We start from the raw sequence: 22,857 nt of genomic DNA, 5'->3' as shown, positions 1-22,857 counted from the left end.
TCCTGCCGTTTACCGGTAGCGGTGCTTTATTAGCCTAAACGCTGTTTTAAAAGCGGGAGGGCCGTTCTACATTTGTATCATAAACATTTAAACAAATGAAAAACGAAGATATCGAAGCATCAAGAAGGAAAAGCCGCGGCATGGGTGGCGTTATTTTGATCATTGTGGGTGTATGCCTGCTGTTGCAACGCTTAAACCTGAACTTGCCGTATTGGTTGTTTTCCTGGCAAACTATCCTGATGGTTGTTGGTATTGCTATCGGCGTTAGTCATAATTTCAGAGGGATAGGATGGTTCATCATGGTATTGGTAGGCGGTATTTTCCTTGCAGGAGATATTTTTGACTGGCCCTATAGCAGCGCAGAGTTTATCTGGCCGGTGGTGCTGATAGCAGTAGGTGTATCGGTCATTGCAAAACGGAGTTATTCCACTAAACAATGGAAAGATAAAAAAGCAAATTTCGCTTCCGATTTTGCCAGCAACCTGGGCGAAGTATCCGCCAGCGGCGCCGATAGTGACGATGTTTTGAATGCCACCGCTATTTTCGGCAGTGTTGATAAAGTGGTGATGTCTAAAAACTTCAAAGGAGGAGACGTAACTTCCATCTTCGGCGGCACCGTACTTAACTTTATGAAAGCCGATATACAAGGCACCGCTGTACTGGATGTTACCGCCATATTTGGTGGCTGTGAAATCATTGTGCCTTCCAACTGGAAACTGAAAGTAGATGTAACCAGCATCATGGGCGGTGTAGACGATAAACGCTATCCTGAATTGTTAACCGATAACGGTCCTGAAAAAATGCTGATCCTGAAAGGCTCCTGCATTTTCGGCGGACTTGAAATCAAGAGCTACTCCTGATCATTACCAGGCCCTGGCTCCCTATCAATCGACTCTATCTCATTCCAACTTTAAAATCTTTTCTTATGCATTGGTTTGTTGCGAAAGTAGTATATCAGATTATTTGCGGCGACGGAAATCATACCCCGCAATTCGACGAACAATTAAGATTAATCAGCGCTGTTACCAAGAAAGATGCATGTGACAAAGCCCGTGAAATTGGTATGCAGGAGCAATATGCATTTAAAAATCAACAGCAGGAGCTGGTACAATGGAAATTCATCAATGTACCGGAAGTGTATACACTGGACCAGTTGACAGATGGTATGGAATTGTATTCCCGCATTGAAGAACCGGGAGATCCTAATTCCTATATCGCCTGGCTGCAGATGAAATCTGCACAACTGCAGGGCCAGCAATATTTTGAGCTTAACGTATAAAAAAACGCGCTATTGGCAAAACAAATCATGAAAGGCAAGGCATGGTGGATGTTTATCATGTCTTTCGGAGTATGGCTGTTGTTATATGGAGGACTTCTCTACTTCTGGTTTGATATTCCTCTATGGCAGGCAGTTACCGACAGCGCCGTGCACGTAATATTACTGGGCGCGGCCAGTATGATCATCAGCCAGAACGTAGCTTATTACCGGCCAACGGTAGAAAGCATGAAGTTTGGTTACGTAAACGTAGTAAGTTTTTCGCTGTCGGTATTATGGGTATGTTTAAGCAGATGGATACTTAAATCAGTGTTTGTTTCGGATACGGTTTACCTGCATTGGCTTAACAACGCCATCCCCATTCATGGGCTGGTGGGCTGGATGATCATTACTGGTATTGGGTTGAGAAGCCAGATGTGGTACGATGCAGAGGATGTGCAGGAAATGTTGCAACGGAAAGAGGCCAACGAAAAAATAGTGAGAGAAGCGGAGTTGTTTAAGCTGCGCCAGCAATTACAACCGCATTTCCTGTTCAATAGCCTTAACTCTATCAATGCATTGATTATGCTTCGTCCGAAAGAGGCCCGGGAAATGGTGTTGAAGCTGTCTGATTTTTTACGGGGCTCTATTAAGCGGGAAGATGAGGAATGGATTACCTTAGAAGAAGAGTTGAACTACCTGCAATTGTATCTTGATATTGAGAAGGTACGTTTCGGGCACCGCTTAAGTACTGAGGTTGTTTCCGATGAAAATACCGAGAAGATGCGGATGCCACCCATGTTATTGCAACCAGTAGTGGAAAACGCTATTAAGTATGGACTGTATGATACTACCGGCGAAATTACCATCAGCATACGGTCATGGATAGCCGACAATATGCTGTATATATCTATACAAAACCCATTTGATAACGAGTTACAACAGCCTAATAAAGGCACCGGATTTGGCCTGAATTCTATACGGCGAAGGCTTTACCTGTTGTTTGCACGACAGGATCTGCTGGAAACTACCGCCGTTGAACACATTTTTACGACAATCATTAAAGTACCACAAACCCATGATAAAAGCAGTAATAATTGATGATGAACCATTGGCCCGTGAAGTAGTAAAGGAATACTTGTTGAACTTCCCGCAGATACAGGTAGTGCAGGAATGCAATGATGGATTTGAAGGGTTGAAAGCAATACAGCAGCAGCAACCGGATATTATTTTCCTCGATATACAAATGCCGAAAATTACCGGTTTCGAGATGTTGGAACTGGTAGAAAATATGCCGGCGGTTATCTTTACCACGGCCTTCGAAGAGCATGCTATCAGGGCTTTTGAGGTACATGCGGTAGATTACCTGCTAAAACCGTTTTCCAGTGAACGTTTTGATAAAGCTGTCCAGAAGTGGCTGGATCAATATCAGGTAACGCCCGCCAGCACGGCTGCTTTGCTGGAAACGGCCGCGGCTAACCCGGTACAGAGTAACCGCGTGGTGATCAAGATCAATGGTAAAATCAAGATCATCCCGGTACAGGATATTCACTATATCGAAGCCGCTGATGATTATGTGAAAATTTTTACCCAGGAAGGAAGTTTTCTAAAAAACAAGACTATGTCTTTTTTTGAGAAGATGCTGGACCCGCAACAGTTTACGCGGGTACACCGGTCCTATATCCTGAATGTAAACCAGGTAACCCGTATTGATCCGTATGAAAAAGAAAACCACCTGGCTATCCTGCGCAGCGGGGCGAAAGTGTTGGTGAGTAAAACAGGGTATCCCCGCCTGAAATCTGCCCTGGGGCTGTAATAGCAAATTTTTTTTTCACGCAGAGGCGCAAAGCAGCAAAGGACTGACAGAGGAGATAAAAGCGAATTTTAAGCCGCAGAGCGCGAAGATTATGTAGGTCAGCGTTATGTTACTGAACTAATATAATCTTCGCGCTCTGCGGCTTAAAATTCGCTTCTATCTTTGCTGCTTTGCGCCTCTGCGTGAAAAATCCTATCCGCTCAATCCTACGAACAACCGCTCCAGTTTTTCCTTTTTTAAAATCTTCTGTACCTGCGTACCACTGGCAATGAGCCGGCCATTTACAGTAGCCGTGTACGTGCAGGAAATTTCATGCTGGCGTAAATGGCTGACTGTAGCTGTAAACAGCACCTCACTGCCTATTAAGGCAGGCGACATATGATCGATGGTGAGTTGTACCCCAATGCCTTCTTCTGTATCGTCTTTCATGTCGAGTACAAACAGGCGGCAGCACCATTCCGCATCGCGGGCCAGTGCGAAGGTGGCATAAACGGGATGTACGTTCCCGCTGTCGAAGGCGGCACAGTCTTCCGGCCGTACCATGCGGCGGAATTCTTTAGCGTCGCCAGGTTGAAAACGTTGCTGCATGTAAAAAATATTATCACTGTACTACCAGTACCGGTATTTTTACGCGGTGTCTTACCTGGTTGGTGGTTTCGCCGTATAGCCAGTCTTTGAAGCCGCGGTGTCCATGTCCGCCCAGCACAAGGAAATCGGCGTTTTCTTCGTGTACGATGCGGGCAATTTCGCGGGGGCGCCGGCGGAAACCGAGCACGCCTTTGGCGTTGATGTCGCGGCTTTTTAACAAGGCCAGGTAAGTGTCGAGCTGGGCCTGATCCCTGCGTGTTTCCAGGTCATCTGAATCTTTCCCGAAGTATTTGGCGGAAGCGCTTTCCACGATATGGATCAGGATATACTGCGTATGTTCGTTGCCGTGAGCAATAGCGTTGGTAATGATTTCCCGGTCTTTGGCTGTGAAATCCAGCGCCATGGCGATACGGTGGTAAGTGGGTTTTTCCATTTCGCCCAATGATACCTGGGTGGTGTGTATACCGGCGGCAGCATCTTCGCGGTAGCGTCTGCGCAGGGGATAAAGGATGGTAATGAGCAGCATCACCACAAAGCCGGCGCAGCCGGCAATAATGAGCCCGTCTACAAATATGTTTCCGGTGCCTGACATATACCCGATGGCTTCTGTGAATACCATCCGCATGTTAAGGTACACCAATAAAATGGTGACTGCCCAACTGATAATTTTTGTGGGTAGGGAGATGGCAAAATTGCCCATTGTTTTCCGGTCGCTCACAAAGTGTATCAGCGGGATGATTGCAAAGCCGAGTTGCAGGCTGAGTAATACCTGGCTGAATACCAGCAGGGCGCCTACTTCATCATCGCCGGCAATGAGTATTACCAGCAATGCGGGAATAATAGCCAGCAGGCGGGTGATGAGCCTGCGCAGCCAGGGATTGATACGCAGGCGCAGGTAGCCTTCCATCACTATTTGCCCTGCCAGGGTACCGGTCACGGTAGAACTCTGCCCGGCGGCGATTAATGCCACGGCAAAGAGAATGGGGGCTAGTTTGCTGCCCAACAGCTGATCCAGCAGTTTATGGGCATCCTGTATCTCAGCTACGTCGGTACGGCCGCTTTTAAAGAATACGGCGGCAGCCAGGATAAGGATAGCGGCGTTGACCAGGAAGGCCAGGTTCAGGGCGATGGTACTGTCGAGAAAGTTCATCTTGATGGCCTGCCTGATGCCGGCATCATCCCGCTTAATCTTCCTGGTTTGTACCAGGGCTGAGTGGAGATAGAGATTATGCGGCATCACGGTGGCGCCAATAATACCGATGGCAATATATAGCGCGGTATTATCAGGTATAGTGGGGACGAATCCTTTGACTACTTCGCCCATTTCCGGTTTTACCAATATCAGTTCTACCAGGAAGGAAGTACCCACAATGGCTACCAGCGAAATAATAAATCCCTCCATTTTACGAATACCATAGCGTTGTAATATCAACAGCAGGAAGGTATCCAGTACGGTTAAGCTTACGCCCCAGATGAGGGGAAGCCCGGTAAGCAGCTGGATACCGATGGCCATTCCCAGTACTTCGGCCAGGTCGGTGGCGGCAATGGCAATTTCTGCCAGTATGTAGAGGATGAAATTTACAACGGGGGGATAGGTTTCCCGGTTGGCCTGGGCCAGATCGCGTCCGCGCACAATACCGAGGCGGGCACTCAGGCTTTGCAGCAGGAGCGCCATCAGGTTGCTCATCAGCAGTACCCAGAGCAGCTTATAGCCGTATTGGCTGCCGCCGGCCAGGTCGGTAGCCCAGTTGCCCGGGTCCATATAACCTACGCTGACCAGGTAGGCGGGGCCAAAGAAAGCAAAGATTTTCTTCCACCTGGATTTTCCGTTGGTTTCTACGCTCTGATGTACCTCACTTAGCGATGTGGCTGAATGTATATGTTCCATGCTCATAGTAGATAATAATTCGGGCTGCACGAAGGATTATACGGGTCTTACCATAATGTTTTTGGCTACCTGTTCACTGATCGTGATGGCCGGATGTTGTTTCAGTTTTATTTCAATAGAGTTATCGTATTCATAATGGGCAATTACCTCCAATTGAGTGCCCAGCTTAATGCTTTTGGCATTCAGGAAGGCCAGCAAGGCGGTTGATTGATCGGTAACGGCGGTCACCACCAGGCGCCGGGCATTGGCCTGGTCCAGCGAAGTTTGCGGGCGCGGCTTGGCCATTTTACCGTGGGCGTCGGGTATAGGGTCGCCATGCGGATCTATGACCGGGTTGCCGAGATAGTCGCTGAGGCGGCTGATTAACTTTTCACTGCGTACATGCTCCAGCTCTTCTGCCAGTTCATGTATCTCTTCCCAGCTGAAAGCCAGCTTGTCTACCAGGAAACACTCCCACAGGCGATGGCGCCTGATAATCTGTAAGGCTACCCTTCTGCCTTCGGATGTGAGGGTGATACCTTTGTATTTTTCGTAGTCAATCAGTTTTTTTTCTTTCAGCTTTTTAGCCATGTCTGTTACCGATGCTGGCTTGGTTTCCAGTTCATAGGCCAGCGCGTTGGTAGTCACCACTGCGTCGCCTTCCTGCAACTTATAAATGGATTTTACGTAGTTTTCCTCCGCGATCGATAAATTCATGTTGCCTAAAATATTATTTAGGCAAATCTAAATAATAAATCCGAACTTTTATCTATCCGGTATGTTTTTTGATTTTTAGCGCGCACATATAAAAATTATATCTAACTTTTCGCACAGAACTAACTTTTCGAATGAAGCGTATCCTTTTATTATTACTGGCCATTGGCGTATTGGCAGCCTGCAAATCCAAGAAGAAAACAGGCAGGGGTGATGAACCAATGACATTTGAAGATTTTCAGACACTGTTCACACCTGGTACGCTGCCCTACAAGCTTACTCCTGACACGTTGCAGCTGAAGCTGGCTGACTCGCTGGCATTAGACACCGCCGCCATGCACTTTCTAACAGATACTCTGGGCAAGGGCGATTTTGGTAAACGCGAGCAGGTTGATTATTTCCCGCTGCAACGGATTCCCGGTGGCGTAGTGAACTATATGGTAGTAAGAGGCGACGGCCGCTCCCAATCTGTAGGTTATCTCTGCTTCTTCGACAAAAAGGGTAAATACCTGAGCCGTATACGTGTAGCCAGTACCGGTAGCACAGACGGTACTACTTCTTCCCTGTTGATAGATAACAAGAACGTAATTAAGATCACTAGTGAGAAAAAGCTGGATGGTAACCGCAGCGCGTTGAAAGAAGATTTTTACATGGTAGATGCGAAAGGTGCTACCACGCTGATTATGACTAACTCCAACGGACCTGCCAACGCCGGACAAATATTTAATCCCATAGATACCCTGCCCCGGAAACAGAAATTTTCCGGTGATTATACAGCCGGCGATATGAGTATTGTATCTATCCGTGATGGTGAGGATAATAAAACATTCCAGTTCTTTATTACCTTCTCCAAAGATAATGGCGCCTGCAAAGGAGAAATCAGCGGTAAAGGACATTACCTGGCTGGTAACCGTGGTGAATACAAAGACAAAGAATCTTCCTGTGGTATTGCCTTCCAGTTTTCTGCCGGCAGGGTAAATATCCGGGAGATTGGCGGCTGTGGCGCCTATAGAGGAATTAAATGTTTCTTTGAAGGAGGATTTGTGAAGAAAGCAGAAAAGAAGAAAAAGAAATAGAATATTACTGATAAAGTATGCAGCCGCTCCGTGTATCACGGGCGGCTGTTTTATTTACAGGGGAAAAGTTAAGGTAAACGCACTACCCTGATCTATGGCTGCATCTACGGTAATTTGTATGTGATAATACCGGGCAATGGTGCTAACGATAGATAGCCCCAGGCCGTATCCTTCCTCCGTATCACGGGGCGCCTTCCGGAAACGATCAAAAATAACAGGAATATCCCGGGGATCGATGCCTACCCCGGTATCGGCAATCGTTAAGCGGTAAGCGCCTGGCAGCCGCTCATCGGTAACCCGGATGCTGCCTCCTGTTTTGTTGTATTTGATAGCATTGTTGAGCAGGTTATAGATCAACTGGAAAACCAGGTCATGGTTGAGATGGGGCAGTGCTACATCCGGTGTAAGCTGCGATGAAAAGTGCAGATTTTTTTCATCTAACCGGTGTTCCAATTCTTCCATCACTTCTGCTACCAGCGTTGAAGGCACTATTGTATCATTTTTTGGGAACTGATCGTTTTCAATGCGTGAAATGAGTAGGAGGGCACGAACAATTTTTTTGAGCCGGTTAAGCGTTTTCATCATGCCCAGGATCCTCTTTTGTTGCTCTTCGTCTGTTGCTGTATCCACGAGCATATTTTCCATTTTACTTTGGAGGATGCTGATGGGCGTCATCAGTTCATGAGAAGCGTTGGAGGTAAACTCTTTTTCTTTTTCGAAAGCGGCATTGATCCGGGTCATGAGTTCTACCAGTGAATCATCGAGATACCGGAAATCGGTGGTGCTGGTTTTTATAGGTGGCGCCTGCGTTTTGAAGGGGAAGCGCCGGTTGAGCAGCCGGGTACTGATAATTTTTCCTAATGGATGCAGCAATAGCCGGGTAAAGATGAGGTCAATCACGATGGTGATGATGATCAGTCCCCCGAGTACATATAACGCCACCCGTTGTAAGGGTTTATTATATTGGCTGATGGTGGCGGTTTTTTTACCTATTTCCAGCAGGAAGGTGCGCTGGTTGGCCTGTAGCTGGTGACTGAGTACCCGGTAGGTGAGGGTATCGCCTTCCACTAAACGCCGCATGGTGGCAATGGTATCGTGGAAAGATAGGGGTGTAGCGGGTTCCAGGGAAATATATTCCTCTTTCAGCATGGTATAACTACCATAATTTTCTTCTCCCTGCAGGTAGGCATCGATGCCATTTTTCTGTATCACCTGTAGTACTTTTTTCTTTTGTTCCCGGAGATAAAAATCGTTGTATTTATAAGCGATGTCTTCCACCAGCAGGGGGAGTATAAGAATGAAGAGCCCTGCCACGGCCATTTTCGACAGTGTGATAAACAGTGTAAGCTTGGTAAAAAGTTTCACGCTAGATTTTTATTTTATATCCTACATGGCGGATGGTTTGCAGCCATTCTACCGATCCGTAGGCCGACAATTTTCTCCTGATATTTTTGATATGTACATCAATGTAATTAGAATCATAATCTTCATCTGCCAGGTTGCCCCAGATATGTTCGCTGAGTTGCATGCGGGTGAGCGGCCTGTTTTTGTGCAGGAGCATATAACTCAGCAGGTCAAATTCCTTGCGGGAAAGCGCTATTTCTACCTGTTCGAAATATACATTTCTTTTTTGCAGGTCCAGGTTAAAATCGCCGAGTGGCAACAGGGCTTCCTGCAAGCCAAATCTCCTCCTGGCAATGGCCTGCATGCGTGACTGGAGTTCCAGCAGGGAAAAGGGTTTGGGGAGATAGTCATCTGCACCCAGGTCGAGCCCTTTGATACGGTCTTCCAGTTGCCCGCGGGCGGTGAGAATAATATAAGCTGCTTCCGGGCATAGTTTGCGTGCCTTTTGCAGTAGCTGAAGGCCGTCCAAATCCGGAAGTCCCAGGTCGAGTAATACGAAGTCGTACTGGTTGTCTTCCAGCTTCACGATTGCTTGTGCGGCGTTGGCTGCCAGCTCGCAGCGGTAGGCCTTCTTCAGGAAGGCCTCCATTTCGGTCGCCATCGACCTTTCATCTTCTATAATCAGTACATTCATTTAAAACTGGTAATAAAAGCTGCAATTCACAAAAGAATGGGTTTCCCCGGCGCCGGTCAGGGCTTTATCACTGAGCACAGACAACTGGTAGGCGGCTTCAATCATATAGTGAGCGCGATTATAGGCCAGTGGTATATGCAGGTTATACGAAAGTACATCGAAGCTGGTAGCTTCTTTATTAACTGTTTGGCTACCGGCTGGTACGCCTGGCAGGAAGGGCAGCGGTAGTCCCAGGTCTTTGAACTGCAGGTAGCGTTGCGTTACATACGATTCATAGAAATGCTGGGTGCCTGCAACCACATCGACAGACGGTGTAAGCGTGATCAGGTCTTTTTTGGAAAAGCTTCCCAGTTGGATAAGTTTTTCAGTGCTGGCGGTAACAAATATGTCTTGTTGTTTGCCGAAGGCGTAGTCGCCGCTGATACCAGTGGTCATCCAGTATTTATATTTCAGCGAGGCGGTGGCGTTATCCGGGTTGGCGGCTTGTAAGAAGGCAGAATTAGATGGATAAAAAGTATGGCTATACGCAATATCGGCGGTCAGTTTTTTACCTATTGGAAAAGAGAAGCCGGCAGTGGCACTGGTAGCGGATACAGCGTGACTGGAATCTTTCAGCAGGCGGTAAGCAGTGCTGCTCAGGTAAATGCCGCAGGGGAACTGCACTACACCGCTGGCGGCTACGTATGGCATGGGTGAAGCGGCGGTTTGCCCGTAATAACTGGCATTATTGGCGTAAAGAGCGCCCAGGGTAAACGTCGTTTTCTTTTTCTCACCCTGTAGGGTGGTGTCAGTGCGGGCAGTACTGTCGGTTTGTGCCATTACAGACTGGTAGCATAACCCTGCCAGCAAGGTTAATATGATTGCATATCTCATGATTCGTTTTTTTAGTGTCCCGTCAGATCAGCTTTTTGATGACGATTTTTGGTTTTATGATCTTAATTGGTTGGACAGGCAATGGAGAAGGAAGGGCCATCGGTTTTACCATGCGCCTTGTTTTAGGCACTTCTTTAATAACAGGTAATGAGGATGGATCCACTGGTTTTTCAGCAGGCTTATCTGCCGGGTGATTGGTAAGCGGCACGCTGTCGGCCACCGGTAATAAGTAACGGGTAGAAAGTGCAATGGCTTTATCACGTCCATAGCCTTTGGAGGGCTGGAGTAATGCTATTGCGAACAACAACACGGAAGCAGATGTCAGCACTTTTACCATCACAGAAAGAGAACAGAATTTTGTTGAGATATCCCAACAAAATTCTGTTTTTATTTTGGAATTACAAGATGTGAAGGCCGGCATTTCCTACAACGCTGGTATTCACCTTAATAGGAGCAGGGTGTACTTTCACGCTTTGTGAAGCCGCTGCACCGGTTTGGATGATATGGTTAGTAGCTTTGACTGAATTGTTGGTAGTGGCTTTTACCGCAGCATGGGATTGCACAGCGGCCTGTTGGCCTGCCTGTACTGTAGTATTGGTAGCTGAGGTAACGATGCCATGCGCCTGCACGGCTGTTTGATGGCCTGCCTGCGCAGTATTATTCACGGTGGTGGCGATGCTGTTTTGTGCCTGTACAGCCCCTTGCTGGCCCGCACTCGCGCTGTTGGCGATGGTGTTGCCGGCATTGATGGTACCTGCACTGCTATGAGAAGCGTTGATTGTTCCCTCGCTATGCGGAGTAGATACGGTGGCGTTGGTATTGCTGTTGGAGGCGGTGGTTACCTTGCCCTGTTGCGGAGCTGCCGTAGCATTGACGTTGGTGCTGGCATTGGTGCTTACACTGGCTTGTTGCGCAAAGGCGGCACCGGACAAAAGCATAGCCGCGATCATTAATGTGGTAGATTTCATGACAAAGATTTTTTCGGTTGTTCAATAATTATATCAGGAACAAAGCTAGCCGCCGAAGATGAAGCGAAAATGAAAAACAGGAAATCTTCGAAAAAAATGCACATTATTGATGCTACATATATATAAATGAAAAAGAGTAGTGGATGATTTATAAAATTGAAATGTAAATTTGTTCTCCGGAAGATGTGCTATGGGAGATGGTTTTGTGAGAATGTGTTTATTTTTTTACCTGCTTTTTTCAAAAAATATTTGGTAGAATAAAATTAGTTTATACCTTTGCAATCCCATCGAACAAAAGGAATGATGGTTACAAATAAAAAGGGAGCTTAGCTCAGCTGGTTCAGAGCATCTGCCTTACAAGCAGAGGGTCACTGGTTCGAATCCAGTAGCTCCCACTTCAATTTTTTGACATATTTACTAAAGATCTTTAGCGGGAGCTTAGCTCAGCTGGTTCAGAGCATCTGCCTTACAAGCAGAGGGTCACTGGTTCGAATCCAGTAGCTCCCACTACCATCAACATTCCGTCATAAAGATCTTTCGGGAGCTTAGCTCAGCTGGTTCAGAGCATCTGCCTTACAAGCAGAGGGTCACTGGTTCGAATCCAGTAGCTCCCACACTACACACAAATTAAAAAGGTCCTGCAGTTTTTGCAGGACCTTTTTAATTTGTGCACTATCATAAGATTAATATAAGAAAGGAGCAACCATGTTGCTCCTTTCTTATATTAATCTGGTTATTTCTTAAATATTCGTCTTACCGCCTTACCCAGTTTATTCAGGTTGGCAATTTGTTCCTGTATAGGCGCCAGCGTGAGGTCTTCCGGCTGCAGGCCGGCTTCCAGCGAGTTAAACTCTCTTTGTTCGGGATACAGCAGGATCACATTATTATCTTTAAAATGACGTTCCAGTTTCGCCGGAATGTTATCCATATATGCATGATAGGAAAGAGTACTCTTGCGCGCCGTTACCACTACTACCAGGTCGTCGCGGGTAATTTCGCGGGAAAGGATCAGGAAATCTTCGAGCGTATCAAATTGTTTAAAACTAAGGTCTACGCTGAGTTTTGATTTCTCAGAAAAAGCTTCGGTAATGACCTGTGTTTTTGCATTACAGAACACCAGCAGCCGTGCGCCTGCCTGTTTGGCGAGCATGAACATTTTTTGCAGGTAGTGCAGGAATCCCAGTTCATACTCCGCGTTGGGAGGTATGACCAGCACCATTTTCTTGGTGGTATTCAATGGGGAATGGAAATTACATACATATACTGTTTCCCATACCCGTTGTAAAACGTTGTCGAGCGTAGTACCGAAGATATTCCCCAGCCAGCGGTCGGTAGTACTGGTTCTGTCTGTCCAGCCCAGGATAACATCGCTGATCAGCAATTCCTTGGTAGCGCGGGTAATACCATCAGACACGTTAAGGTCTATGCGGGTAACTACCTGCACCGGGCTTTCTGTGGCAGCAGCATGTATCACTGCTTTTTCCAGCATTTTATTGGTGAGGTGTATCTTTTCTTTGGCTTCGTCGTTATCCTGTACTACTGCCAACGGGTAAATGGGCGTGGGGGCGCTGGTGTCTTTGATCATCACTGCAAAATCGAGTAGGGATTCGATTCGTTCCGGGTTGGATACCGGTACCAGGATCCGTTCTGGTTGTTCCGGATTTTCCGGTTTGTTTTCTGCTTCCTGGATGGCCAGCCGGCGGCCGGCGTTTTCCGTTACAAAAGACCCGGTAAGGCAGGTGATGAGGATCAGGATCACCGTTCCGTTCAACACATTTTCATCTACAATGCCCATATTATACCCAATGAGGATAACGGCAATCGTAGCAGCAGCATGGGCGCTGCTGAGGCCGAAGATCACATTCCGCTGGGTATTGCTGTACCTGAACGACAGCTGGGTAAAGAAGGCGGCGAGCCATTTACTGCACAGGGCCATGAGGGTGAGCGCCCCGGCGATGATCAGGGCTTCAGGACCTTTGAGTAATACTCGTAAATCTACCAGCATTCCTACGCTGATGAGGAAAAACGGAATAAACAGGGCATTTCCCACAAATTCGATCCGGTTCATCAGGGGGGAAGTATGCGGAATCAGCTGGTTGAGGGCCAATCCGGCCAGGAAAGCCCCGATAATTCCTTCCACCCCTGCCAGTTCTGCCAGGAAGGCGGCGGCAAATACCAGTGCCAGCACAAATATGAAATGGGACGTTTTATCGTCTTTTATTTTCTTGAAAAACCATCTGCCCAGCATAGGCATCAGCCAGAGGATAATCACAGCAAAAATGGTCAGGGAAATGCCCAAACGTACCCAGAAATAGGTGTTCAGGTTACCCGCCTGAGCCCCCGTGATGATGGCGAGAATGAGCAATACGGCGGTGTCGGTGATGATAGTTCCTCCCACCGCTACGGTAACCGCCTCATTTTTAGTAATGCCCAGCCGGCTGGCCAGTGGATAAGCCACCAGGGTATGGGTGGCAAACATGCTGGATACCAGCAGGGTAGCCATAAAGTTGAAATGCAGTACGTAGGTACATACCACAAATCCCATGATCAGCGGAATAAAAAAGGTAAAAGCGCCGAATACCATGCTACGGTAGCGGTTTTTGCGAAATTCGGTCATGTCCAGTTCCAGGCCTGCCAGGAACATAATATAGAGCAACCCTGCGTTGGCAAACAGGTTAATACTTCCTTTTTCTACTATTTTAAACCCGTGATCCCCGATCAGCATGCCGGCTATGATGAGTCCTATAATACTGGGTATCCTGAATTTACGCAGGATGATAGGGGCCAGCAGTATAATAAACAATACCAGCGAGAAGATCGGTACGGGATCTTTCAGTGGTAAATTTGTGTCCATGAGTAAAACCAGTCCTTTCATTAATTACCATTTTTATATCTCTAAAATCAGGGTATCGGTCCTAAATATGGATAAATTAACGAATAATCCATGTAATTTTGCGTAAAGCTTTTTTCAAAGATGAGCGATCGTACAAGTACAAAAGTACTACCGGAGGAAGAAGTAGACGTACTGATAGCGGAAGATGAACAGTTTCCGTTTAGTCTGGTGGTATGGAATGATGAGGTAAATACATTTGATTGGGTGATTGCTTCCCTCATGGAAGTTTGTGGGCATACACATGAACAGGCAGAGCAATGTGCCCTGATTATTCATTTTAACGGCAAATACGCCGTAAAACAGGGAGAATATACTAAGCTGCGTCCTTTGTGTGAAGCCCTCCAGGAAAGAGGCCTAAGTGCTACTATTGAAGAAATGGCCGGCACCTGATATGTCCATTTTTCGTCTTAATAAAAAATTAATCTTTCCTCCTGTGCAGCTTGCCGAGCCGGATGGCTTACTGGCGGTAGGAGGCGATCTCTCCGTAGAACGGCTGTTACTGGCCTACCGGTCGGGTATTTTCCCCTGGTATGATGAACCACCTATCCTCTGGTGGAGCCCCGATCCCCGCTTTGTATTATTTCCGGATGAACTGAAGGTGTCGGCCAGTATGAAACAGGTACTGCGGCGCCAACAATTCCGTATTTCCTATAACGAAGATTTTGCAGCAGTGATTCAACGCTGCAGCACCATTCCAAGGCCCGGGCAAAGCGGTACCTGGATTACACCGGAAATGCAGGAAGCCTATATCCGTTTACATAAGGCCGGTTATGCGATGTCGGTGGAATGCTGGCAGGACAACCAGCTGGTTGGCGGCCTCTATGGCGTTAGAACGGGCCCTTTCTTCTTCGGGGAATCGATGTTTGCGGATGTGAGCAATGCTTCCAAGGCGGCCTTCATTACCTTTGTACAAACTTATGCGAGTGAGCTGAAAATGATCGACTGCCAGGTACATACTACCCATCTGGCTTCGCTGGGCGCGGCTTTTATTAGCCGGGAAGAATTTCTGGAGATCATCGGTTTTTCGTAACTTACTTCTTCACAATCTTACTTATTAACTCCAATTTTCTGGCACTTAAACTTACTCACATGAAAAAGTTATGGTTATTGCTGTTTATTGTTGTAGGTGCAGGTATTGCCGCATTCAGGCCGCCTGTAAAAAAGGTGGTACGCGATGATAAAACGCTGCTGATTTCCCAGTTGCAGCAAACCAGGGACAACCTCCTGAAAGATGTAGAAGGACTCAGCGATGCACAACTGGAATATAAAACAGCTCCGGATCGCTGGTCTATAATAGACTGTGTAGAACATATTACCCTGGTCGAAAAGTCTATTATGGAAGGAGAACAACAACTGGTACAGCAGCCATTGAACCCTGATAAAAGAAAGGAGATCAAGATCACTGATGAACAACTCATTAAATCGGTAGAGGATCGCAGCCACAAAGCGAAAGCTCCGGATTTTGCTATACCTAAACATGGTTATTCTTCTGATGCGGAAGCGATCAAAAACTTTACAGAACAAAGAAATAAGCTGATTGAGTATGTGACTAATACCAATGATGATCTGCGTAATCATGTGATGGATCATCCTTTCCTGGGCACAATTGATGCCTACCAGTTACTGCTGCTGGATGCGGCACATACAAACAGGCATACCCAGCAGCTGGAGGAAGTGAAAGCAGACGCCGGGTTTCCCAAGTAAGCGGTACTGATTATCTCAGTTCCCAGTCGATCAGTTGATTATGCCACTCCTGGCGGAAAGGAGTGGTTACTTTGATGTAGTTATCGGTGTAGCCCTCCATCATGCCATCTTTACCCAACGATTCAAACAATACTTTCCTGGTTTGGTGCAGGTGCTGTTCGTTGAAAAACTGTTGTTTTTTATGACTGAGGTTACGGAGTATTTTGTTGCGTTCGTTGCGGATATGTACCGGCACTACCGGTTTGATATCCAATGCATGGGTATTGGCCCGTTCTGAGTAGGTAAATACGTGCAGGTAGGTAACATCCAGTGCGTGGAGGAAGTCGTATGTTTCCTGGAAGTGGACATCACTTTCAGCGGGGAAGCCTACGATTACGTCGACACCGATGGCGCAATGTGGCATAAATTGTTTGATCAGCGCTACTTTTTCTGCATAGAGCTCCCGGCGATAACGGCGGCGCATCAATCCCAGGATTTCGTTACTGCCACTTTGCAGGGGAATATGAAAATGCGGCATGAACTTGCGGCTGTTGGCTACAAATTCGATGATCTCGTTAGTGAGCAGGTTCGGTTCTATGGAGGAAATGCGGTAGCGGGAAATACCTTCTACCTTATCCAGTTCCTGCGCCAGTTCAAAAAATGATTCTTCTCTTTTTTTACCACCTTCAAAGCCTTTTCCGAAATCGCCCAGGTTTACGCCGGTGAGTACGATTTCTTTTACGCCGGTAGCAGCAAGGGTGTGGGCGTGTGCTACCACGTTGGCCACACTGTCGCTGCGGCTTTTACCCCTGGCCATCGGGATGGTACAGAAAGCGCAGGTATAGTCGCAACCATCCTGTACTTTCAGGAAAGTGCGGGTGCGGTCGTTGAGAGAGTAAGAGGCATGGAAACTATTCACCTCCTCGATATCACAAGAGCAGATTTTGGTGCTGTCGCCCTTGGTCAATGTTTTGAGGTGCTCGGCAATATTGAATTTTTCTGCAGCGCCCAATACCAGGTCCACTCCTTCAATAGAAGCGATTTCCTGTGGTTTCAGCTGGGCATAACAGCCGGTGATGACTACCATGCTGCCCGGAGCGCGGCGTTGTATGCGGCGTACCAGCATACGGCATTCTTTATCGGCATTATCGGTTACCGAACAGGTATTGATCACATATACATCTGCGGTATCTTCAAAATCCGTTTTTACAAACCCATCCTGTTCCAGCAACCTGCTCAAGGTGGAGGTTTCTGAAAAATTCAGCTTACAGCCGAGTGTATGAAATGCTACTGTTTTTACCTGTTCCATAAAGGGAGGCAAAGGTAGGAACTTTTTATGTCATAGTTAGGTAAGGAATTTTGAGTAATTTGCGCGGCGTTCTGTTGTTATATGAAATCCATACAAAAATATCTTCCGGTTATACTCTTATCCGTTTTATTGCTGGCAGGCTGGCAGCAACGCTGGTGGAAGAGTACGTCTACGCCGCCCGGCCCCGGAGCCAGGCCTGTAGTGGTACGCAATGCCACTGCTAACCCGCCCATCACCAACGAAGTGCTTAACCGGCATGCTCACCTGGAGTATACCAGCCATGCCATTTGTCGTATGGGTTGCCGTCATGTAACAAAGGCTGAGGTGGAAGAAATCCTGGCCGAAGGAAAAATTAACCCGGAGAAATCGAACCCAGCCGATAAACCTTGCCCTACCTATGCCCTGGAAGGCTATTCCAGCGAAGGACAGCACCTGCGGATTGTCTTTGCTCCCTGCGATGAAGAAAATGCAAAGGTGATCACCTGCATCGACCTGGATAAAGACTGGACGTGCCATTGCGATTAACGCGGATTTTGTCGTAGTTTTCCAGCATATTTAAAAAACTTTACAGAGGCGTCTATGAATTTTGTTTTGAAGCCGTTGCGTGTTATTTATGTGATATACGCCGCTGCCGTTTTCCTGGGCATTATGTTTTTGATATTGCCCCCTATATTCCTGGCATCCTTGCTGGGACGGCAGAAAGGGGGAAATATTATATTTTATTTCCTGCGCTTTTGGGCGCATGCCTGGTTCCCGCTGGTGGGAATGTGGGTAACCCGTAAGTATGAATGTGAACGCGACAATGATCCTTGTATCTATGTGGTCAACCACCGTTCTTACCTGGATGCCGCCATCGCCGTAAAAGTAATGCGCCTGCCTTTTCGCCCGCTGGGTAAGGTGGAGCTGTCGAAAGTGCCTTTCTTTGGATTTATCTATAGAAATTCCGTAGTAGCGGTCGACCGCTCCAACGCTGCCGCCAGGGCCAGAAGCGTACGCGAAATGATGACTGCACTCCGGGCTGGTATTTCTATTCTGGTATTCCCCGAAGGCACCACCAATGAAAGCGAACAGCCATTACGCCCGTTTCACAACGGCGCATTCCGTATGGCGATAGAATTACAAATGCCTATCAAACCTGTATTATACCTGGATGCGGGCGACCGCCTGCCGCATAATTTTATGCGCATCAACCCGGGCAAATGCCGCGTGGTATTTTTACCGCCCGTGCCCGTGGCTGGTCTCACCATGGATGACATCAATACCCTGAAACAAAAGGTACACGACATCATGGACACCGAATTACGTAAACACCGTCAATATCCAACCCTGCAGCCCATAGGATGAAGTACGCAGATGTAATATTGCCATTGGCGTTGCCCAGAAACTATACTTATGCGGTCCCGGAAAATATGGAAGCATCCCTGCAACCAGGAAGCCGGGTAGCAGTACAGTTAGGGAAACAGAAAAAATATGCAGGTATTGTGAAAGCAATACATGAACAGGCACCTCCATATAAAACCAAGCCACTGCTGGATATGCTGGATGCTGCTCCTGTCGTATACCCTGTACAGTTAGATTTCTGGACCTGGATTGCCGCCTATTACATGTGTACGGAAGGGGAGGTGCTCAATGCCGCCCTGCCCGCCCATCTCAAACTGTCGAGCGAAACACTGCTGCTCTTCAACGACGAATATGGTGATGATTTCACCGCACTCGACGACGACGAGTACCTCATCGCAGAAGCCCTGTTGATCCGCAAAGAACTGCGCGTAGAAGAAGTACAGCTGATCCTTGATAAATCGGAAGTGTATTCAGTGATTAAAAAATTACTGGAGAAAAAAGTACTGCTAGTTTATGAAGAACTGAAGGAAGTATATAAAGAGAAGAAAGAAAACTACGTACAACTGCACGCCGAATACCAGGAAGAATCCCGGCTGGCGGCACTCTTCGATGAAATGGGCCGTGCTCCCAAACAAATGGAGCTGCTGCTGGCCTACCTGCATTTACTGAAAACAGCCGGTAGCGTAAAGCAAACCGAACTGCTGAAAAAATCTGGCGCTACCACTGCACAACTAAAAGGACTGATCGATAAAAATATTCTCTGGGTAGAAAAACGTACGGTGGATCGTATTGCCACCGGTAAAGTAGATGCCCAGATCGATTTTGTACTGAGCCCCGCCCAGGAAACTGCGCTGGAAGCCGTACGCCGCCACTTTACCGATAAACAGGTAACCCTGCTGCATGGCGTTACTTCCAGCGGAAAAACACAGGTGTATGTGAAGATGATGGAAGAATGCCTGGCCAACGGAAAACAGGTATTGTACCTGTTGCCTGAAATAGGACTTACGGCACAGATCATCCGTCGTTTGCAGAAGCATTTTGGCAGCAGCATCGGTATCTACCATTCCCGTTTTAATAACAATGAGCGGGTGGAAATATGGAACAAGGTAAAGTCGGGAGAGATACAAATTATACTGGGCGCACGTTCCAGCCTTTTATTACCTTTTAAAGACCTGGGGCTGATCATTCTCGATGAAGAGCATGATTCCTCCTATAAACAACAAGACCCGGCGCCTCGTTATCATGCCCGGGATGCGGCTATTTATTATGCCAGTCTCTTTAAAGCCAAAGTGCTACTGGGATCGGCTACCCCTTCACTGGAATCGTATTTCAATGCCCAGCAGGGGAAATACGGACTGGTAGAGCTCAACGAGCGCTTTGGCGGCGTAGAGATGCCAGCCATTGAAATCGTAGATATCAAGAAGGAAATGGCGGAGAAAACGATGGACGGCCATTTCACCGAGGCATTGAGAAATGCCATCACCCAAAGTATTGCGGATGGTAAACAGGTGATCCTGTTTCAAAACCGCCGGGGATATGCGCCTTTCCTGCTCTGTACCACCTGCGGCTGGATTCCTCACTGCAAGCAATGCGATGTATCGCTCACCTATCACCGTAACCAGGATAAGCTGCACTGCCATTATTGTGGCACCCGTTATCCTTATGTACACACCTGTACTGCCTGTGGTTCTCAAACGCTGGAGCCTAAGAGTTTTGGTACAGAGAAGATAGAAGACGACCTGCAGGTAATTTTCCCCGAAGCCCGTATTGCGCGCATGGACGTGGATGCGGTACGTAATAAAGACAGCCACAACAAGTTGATTCAACTGCTGGAAGAACGTAGTATCGATATATTGGTGGGCACACAGATGGTAGTGAAGGGCCTGGATTTTGAAAATGTAAACCTGGTAGGCATCCTCAGCGCCGATAATTTGCTGGGTTTTCCCGATTTCAGGGTAAATGAGCGCGCCTTCCAGCTGATGGAACAGGTGAGTGGTCGTGCAGGCCGCAAACACGGCATGGGTAAGGTGTTGATTCAAGCCAGCAATACGCGGCACCCTATATTACATTATGTAACTACGCATGATTATAAGGCGATGTATGAATCGGAAATTGCTGAGCGGCAGGTATTTGGTTATCCCCCGTTTTTCCGTTTATTGAAATTAACCATCCGGCATAAAAATCAGCAGGTAGCAGAACAGGCGGCCATGATACTGGCCAGCTGGCTGCAACCCCATATAGGCGCTCAATTGGTAGGCCCGGCGGCTCCATTGGTAGCGAAGGTGCGCAACAATTACTTACAGGAAATGCTGATTAAGTTACCCCGCGAAGCCCGGCTTATCGCGCATATTAAACGGGTACTCCAGGAGTTTATCATACAGCTCAGAACAGAGAAAAAATTCCGTTCGGTAGTGATCACTCCTGATGTAGACGGCGTTTAAACTACTACTCCTTTATCAATACCAGGTGTTGTTGTTGCAGTGCGTGTACTTTGTGTACCAGCTGCGAAAACAGTTGTTTGTTGTTGCCGGTAAAATCGGTTTGGCGGTACCATTCCAGTACAAAGATGTTGAGTTGATTGCCATCCTGCTCGCAGCGCATTTTAAGCCCCAGCGCAGGTTGAGTGCCAGTGTCGCTGATATCGGCCTGGAAGGCGGCTTTGTTGGCTACTTTATAACCGGCAGGTAGCGTAATATGCACGCGCTTTTCCTGGTAGTATGGAAAAGTGATCTGTACAGGAAGATTGCCTTCCGGCATAGTTAAGTCGACAGGCACCGTGCCACCCAGGAGTTGCCCCAGGAAGAGGTGTATTTCATTGTTTTTATTTTCTATGAGAGATGGCGTACGCAGGGTACTGTTTACCAGTACAGGTTTATCCAGCATGCAACCGTTGAATATTTCGTTTTCTGTGGTCACCGCCGTTGGTTTCCTTACCCCTGGCTGAAAAGGTAAAATGGCATTGTAAATTTTGAATTTCCCTTCTGTGGAGCCTCCATTAATGGTAAAGGCCGTTTTAATATTCTCAGCGGGGTAGCCGCCAAAAGATTGTTTTACCGTCCATTCTGCATCGGCAAAAGAGGTGAGGGTAGCATCTGTGGTAATATTGCTAAGGGTATAAGGTGGTTGTGGCGTAGTAATGATATCTGTCAGCACCTTGCTTTCCTGCCCTACGAGGGTATCGCGGCAGCGTATCGCGGGAATATTGGCCCAGATGGCCGGATAGCAGGGAAAGCGCGTATTCATTTCTGTGGGGGCAAGCGCCTGTTGTACCGTAGGGAAGTACAGGAGTACATTTGACGGTAGTTGCCGTACCACCAGCTGGCTATCGATCAGTAAACTGTCCCTGGAGGATGTAAACAGTATTTGAGTAGGAATATTCAGCACATAGTACACTGCATTTAACAGCCGGGTGAAGCCGGCTTTTTCTGCGCGCCGGTTACGTAAAATGCTGATCAGGTCTACTGTTTCGCCGGTTTCTTCCGGTGGTACCAGTTTTATATTTGATTTTACGTATTGCTCAACCAGGTAAATCATTTGTGTGGCGGGCATCCGTTGCTGGGTAAAAGGCCATTTCTGTATTTCTTTCTCCAGCTGTTTATATTCTGCTTTGGAAACGGCTACGAAAGGGATATAGTTATCTTCACCAAACTGTTGCCAGGTCATACGGCTGGTATCTTTACCATAGATAGCCTGGTGCAGGGCAAAGTCCACACGTTGCAGCTGGGGCAGCATGTAATACAGGTCATTGTTTTTGAGCGCCGGCATATGCGGTACGTTCAGCCAATAATAATGTTTGCTGTCGGCGCCGGTACTGTCGCTGATGGGAGGTAATCCCTGGGTGGTTTTGAGTTTGAAAGACATTCCCTTCGGTGCTACCAGCGTAAAGCTGATGTGGTTGCAGGGGAGGGAGGATTGCAGAAAATCTGAGCCGGCGTAGCTAAAGCCCACTTTCAGGTTTAGTTCATATTCAATTTCGCTACCTGGTTGCAGGGCCAGCTGAGTTACTACCACGGCACTGCGATCATCGCTGAGGTGTATCATACGTACCTGGTCGGCCAGATCGGCTATTGCTCCATTGGGATGCAGGGCTCGCAGATGCAACCCTCTCAGGGTTTCATTGGCCTCAAAATCCATGATGAGCTGGGTGAGACTGTCGGCGCCTGCCTGGGTATTGATTTTTACAATTTTGTAGATGGTTTTGTACTGTGTACATCCTGCGGCCCTGTCGCCCGCGCTGACATTGAAATCCCTGACGATCCTATAGTCAATTACAGCATAAGGTTCATTGGTAGCGGGCACTGTGTGCAGCTGAGGTTTTTCCTTCCATATTTCAGGGAAGTAGCTGTTTACCTGTGCCTGTATATATGTTGGCAGTATTGCAATGCCTGCCACAGCCAGTAAAAGGACCCATTTTTTCATACGGGATAAAGATAAGA

22 protein-coding genes and 3 tRNA genes are annotated in these 22,857 nt (G+C 47.4%); 14 read left to right on the top strand and 11 right to left on the bottom strand.

The window, feature by feature from the left end:
• Positions 1-95 precede the first annotated feature (95 nt).
• The 4 genes from HGH91_RS15555 to HGH91_RS15540 all read left to right on the top strand — a co-directional run bounded on the left by HGH91_RS15555 (position 96) and on the right by HGH91_RS15540 (position 3,071).
• Positions 96-860 (top strand): LiaF transmembrane domain-containing protein, encoded by a 765-nt coding sequence (locus HGH91_RS15555; RefSeq protein WP_168739621.1) that lies wholly within the window; start codon positions 96-98, stop codon positions 858-860.
• Between the two features lie 65 nt (positions 861-925).
• On the top strand, positions 926-1,279 hold the full coding sequence (locus HGH91_RS15550) for a DUF4288 domain-containing protein (protein ID WP_168739619.1): 354 nt from the start codon (positions 926-928) through the stop codon (positions 1,277-1,279).
• A gap of 12 nt (positions 1,280-1,291) precedes the next feature.
• Positions 1,292-2,356 carry a sensor histidine kinase gene (locus HGH91_RS15545; protein WP_211092313.1) on the top strand — a complete coding sequence of 355 codons (1,065 nt, stop codon included), beginning with the start codon at positions 1,292-1,294 and terminating at the stop codon, positions 2,354-2,356.
• Entirely contained in the window at positions 2,334-3,071 is a 738-nt protein-coding gene (locus HGH91_RS15540; RefSeq protein WP_168739617.1) for a LytR/AlgR family response regulator transcription factor, read from the top strand. Before HGH91_RS15545 ends, HGH91_RS15540 begins: the two co-directional genes overlap by 23 nt.
• 192 nt (positions 3,072-3,263) lie before the next feature.
• On the opposite strand, the gene HGH91_RS15535 is transcribed toward HGH91_RS15540, so the two are convergent.
• From HGH91_RS15535 to HGH91_RS15525, 3 genes are read right to left on the bottom strand one after another with little or no spacing between them, the layout of a single operon-like run.
• Positions 3,264-3,659 (bottom strand): thioesterase family protein, encoded by a 396-nt coding sequence (locus tag HGH91_RS15535; RefSeq protein ID WP_168739615.1) that lies wholly within the window; start codon positions 3,657-3,659, stop codon positions 3,264-3,266.
• A gap of 13 nt (positions 3,660-3,672) precedes the next feature.
• The gene (locus HGH91_RS15530) at positions 3,673-5,547 is read right to left on the bottom strand and encodes an Nramp family divalent metal transporter (RefSeq protein ID WP_168739613.1); all 1,875 of its coding nucleotides are present in this window, start codon (positions 5,545-5,547) and stop codon (positions 3,673-3,675) included.
• Positions 5,548-5,583: 36 nt separating this feature from the next.
• Entirely contained in the window at positions 5,584-6,243 is a 660-nt protein-coding gene (locus HGH91_RS15525; protein WP_168739611.1) for a metal-dependent transcriptional regulator, read from the bottom strand.
• A gap of 131 nt (positions 6,244-6,374) precedes the next feature.
• Between HGH91_RS15525 and HGH91_RS15520 the strand changes: the two genes are divergently transcribed.
• Complete coding sequence (locus tag HGH91_RS15520) at positions 6,375-7,316, top strand: hypothetical protein (protein ID WP_168739609.1); 942 nt, start codon at positions 6,375-6,377, stop codon at positions 7,314-7,316.
• A gap of 54 nt (positions 7,317-7,370) precedes the next feature.
• Here the strand turns inward: HGH91_RS15520 and HGH91_RS31515 are convergent, their stop codons facing one another.
• The 5 genes from HGH91_RS31515 to HGH91_RS15495 are packed head-to-tail and all read right to left on the bottom strand — an operon-like array spanning position 7,371 to position 11,195.
• Positions 7,371-8,681 (bottom strand): sensor histidine kinase, encoded by a 1,311-nt coding sequence (locus tag HGH91_RS31515; protein ID WP_168739607.1) that lies wholly within the window; start codon positions 8,679-8,681, stop codon positions 7,371-7,373.
• A gap of 1 nt (position 8,682) precedes the next feature.
• Positions 8,683-9,354: a response regulator transcription factor gene (locus HGH91_RS15510; RefSeq protein WP_168739605.1), complete on the bottom strand. Its 672-nt coding sequence runs from the start codon at positions 9,352-9,354 to the stop codon at positions 8,683-8,685.
• Complete coding sequence (locus HGH91_RS15505; RefSeq protein ID WP_168739604.1) at positions 9,355-10,227, bottom strand: hypothetical protein; 873 nt, start codon at positions 10,225-10,227, stop codon at positions 9,355-9,357.
• 22 nt (positions 10,228-10,249) lie between these two features.
• Complete coding sequence (locus HGH91_RS15500; RefSeq protein ID WP_168739602.1) at positions 10,250-10,567, bottom strand: hypothetical protein; 318 nt, start codon at positions 10,565-10,567, stop codon at positions 10,250-10,252.
• A 58-nt stretch (positions 10,568-10,625) separates the two neighbouring features.
• Positions 10,626-11,195, bottom strand: coding sequence for a hypothetical protein (locus HGH91_RS15495; protein ID WP_168739601.1), 570 nt, complete (start codon positions 11,193-11,195; stop codon positions 10,626-10,628).
• A 320-nt stretch (positions 11,196-11,515) separates the two neighbouring features.
• Here HGH91_RS15495 and HGH91_RS15490 point away from each other — a divergent pair.
• From HGH91_RS15490 to HGH91_RS15480, 3 genes are all read left to right on the top strand, one after another.
• Positions 11,516-11,590: transfer RNA gene (locus HGH91_RS15490), tRNA-Val, on the top strand.
• Between the two features lie 37 nt (positions 11,591-11,627).
• Positions 11,628-11,702: transfer RNA gene (locus HGH91_RS15485), tRNA-Val, on the top strand.
• 32 nt (positions 11,703-11,734) lie between these two features.
• Positions 11,735-11,809 (top strand) — tRNA-Val (locus HGH91_RS15480).
• A gap of 119 nt (positions 11,810-11,928) precedes the next feature.
• On the opposite strand, the gene HGH91_RS15475 is transcribed toward HGH91_RS15480, so the two are convergent.
• Positions 11,929-14,070 (bottom strand): cation:proton antiporter, encoded by a 2,142-nt coding sequence (locus HGH91_RS15475; RefSeq protein ID WP_168739599.1) that lies wholly within the window; start codon positions 14,068-14,070, stop codon positions 11,929-11,931.
• A gap of 99 nt (positions 14,071-14,169) precedes the next feature.
• On the opposite strand from HGH91_RS15475, the gene HGH91_RS15470 reads away from it, so the two are divergent.
• The 3 genes from HGH91_RS15470 to HGH91_RS15460 are packed head-to-tail and all read left to right on the top strand — an operon-like array spanning position 14,170 to position 15,792.
• Complete coding sequence (locus tag HGH91_RS15470) at positions 14,170-14,478, top strand: ATP-dependent Clp protease adaptor ClpS (RefSeq protein ID WP_168739597.1); 309 nt, start codon at positions 14,170-14,172, stop codon at positions 14,476-14,478.
• A 43-nt stretch (positions 14,479-14,521) separates the two neighbouring features.
• On the top strand, positions 14,522-15,118 hold the full coding sequence (gene aat / locus HGH91_RS15465; RefSeq protein WP_317166832.1) for a leucyl/phenylalanyl-tRNA--protein transferase: 597 nt from the start codon (positions 14,522-14,524) through the stop codon (positions 15,116-15,118).
• A gap of 59 nt (positions 15,119-15,177) precedes the next feature.
• A complete protein-coding gene (locus tag HGH91_RS15460) occupies positions 15,178-15,792 on the top strand; it encodes a DinB family protein (protein ID WP_168739593.1) in 615 nt (204 codons plus the stop codon).
• Positions 15,793-15,802: 10 nt separating this feature from the next.
• Here HGH91_RS15460 and mtaB read toward each other — a convergent pair whose 3' ends face one another.
• Positions 15,803-17,092, bottom strand: a complete 1,290-nt coding sequence (gene mtaB, locus HGH91_RS15455; protein ID WP_247651754.1) for a tRNA (N(6)-L-threonylcarbamoyladenosine(37)-C(2))-methylthiotransferase MtaB — start codon at positions 17,090-17,092, stop codon at positions 15,803-15,805.
• A gap of 69 nt (positions 17,093-17,161) precedes the next feature.
• Here mtaB and HGH91_RS15450 point away from each other — a divergent pair, with 69 nt between their 5' ends.
• Genes HGH91_RS15450 through priA form a run of 3 tightly spaced genes read left to right on the top strand, consistent with a single transcriptional unit; the run spans position 17,162 to position 20,862 of the window.
• Positions 17,162-17,605 carry a DUF4258 domain-containing protein gene (locus HGH91_RS15450; protein ID WP_168739591.1) on the top strand — a complete coding sequence of 148 codons (444 nt, stop codon included), beginning with the start codon at positions 17,162-17,164 and terminating at the stop codon, positions 17,603-17,605.
• A 54-nt stretch (positions 17,606-17,659) separates the two neighbouring features.
• Positions 17,660-18,424, top strand: a complete 765-nt coding sequence (locus tag HGH91_RS15445) for a lysophospholipid acyltransferase family protein (RefSeq protein ID WP_168739590.1) — start codon at positions 17,660-17,662, stop codon at positions 18,422-18,424.
• Complete coding sequence (gene priA / locus HGH91_RS15440; RefSeq protein ID WP_168739588.1) at positions 18,421-20,862, top strand: primosomal protein N'; 2,442 nt, start codon at positions 18,421-18,423, stop codon at positions 20,860-20,862. The genes HGH91_RS15445 and priA overlap by 4 nt, the downstream gene beginning before the upstream one ends.
• 4 nt (positions 20,863-20,866) lie before the next feature.
• On the opposite strand, the gene HGH91_RS15435 is transcribed toward priA, so the two are convergent.
• Entirely contained in the window at positions 20,867-22,840 is a 1,974-nt protein-coding gene (locus HGH91_RS15435; RefSeq protein WP_168739586.1) for a DUF3857 domain-containing protein, read from the bottom strand.
• Between the last annotated feature and the right edge of the window lie 17 nt (positions 22,841-22,857).

Origin of the sequence: Chitinophaga eiseniae, from assembly GCF_012641265.1 — a bacterium.
In the GTDB taxonomy this organism is placed as follows: domain Bacteria; phylum Bacteroidota; class Bacteroidia; order Chitinophagales; family Chitinophagaceae; genus Chitinophaga; species Chitinophaga eiseniae_A.
Note: the sequence above shows the minus strand (reverse complement) of the source record. Positions and strands in the feature narration are given on the sequence as shown.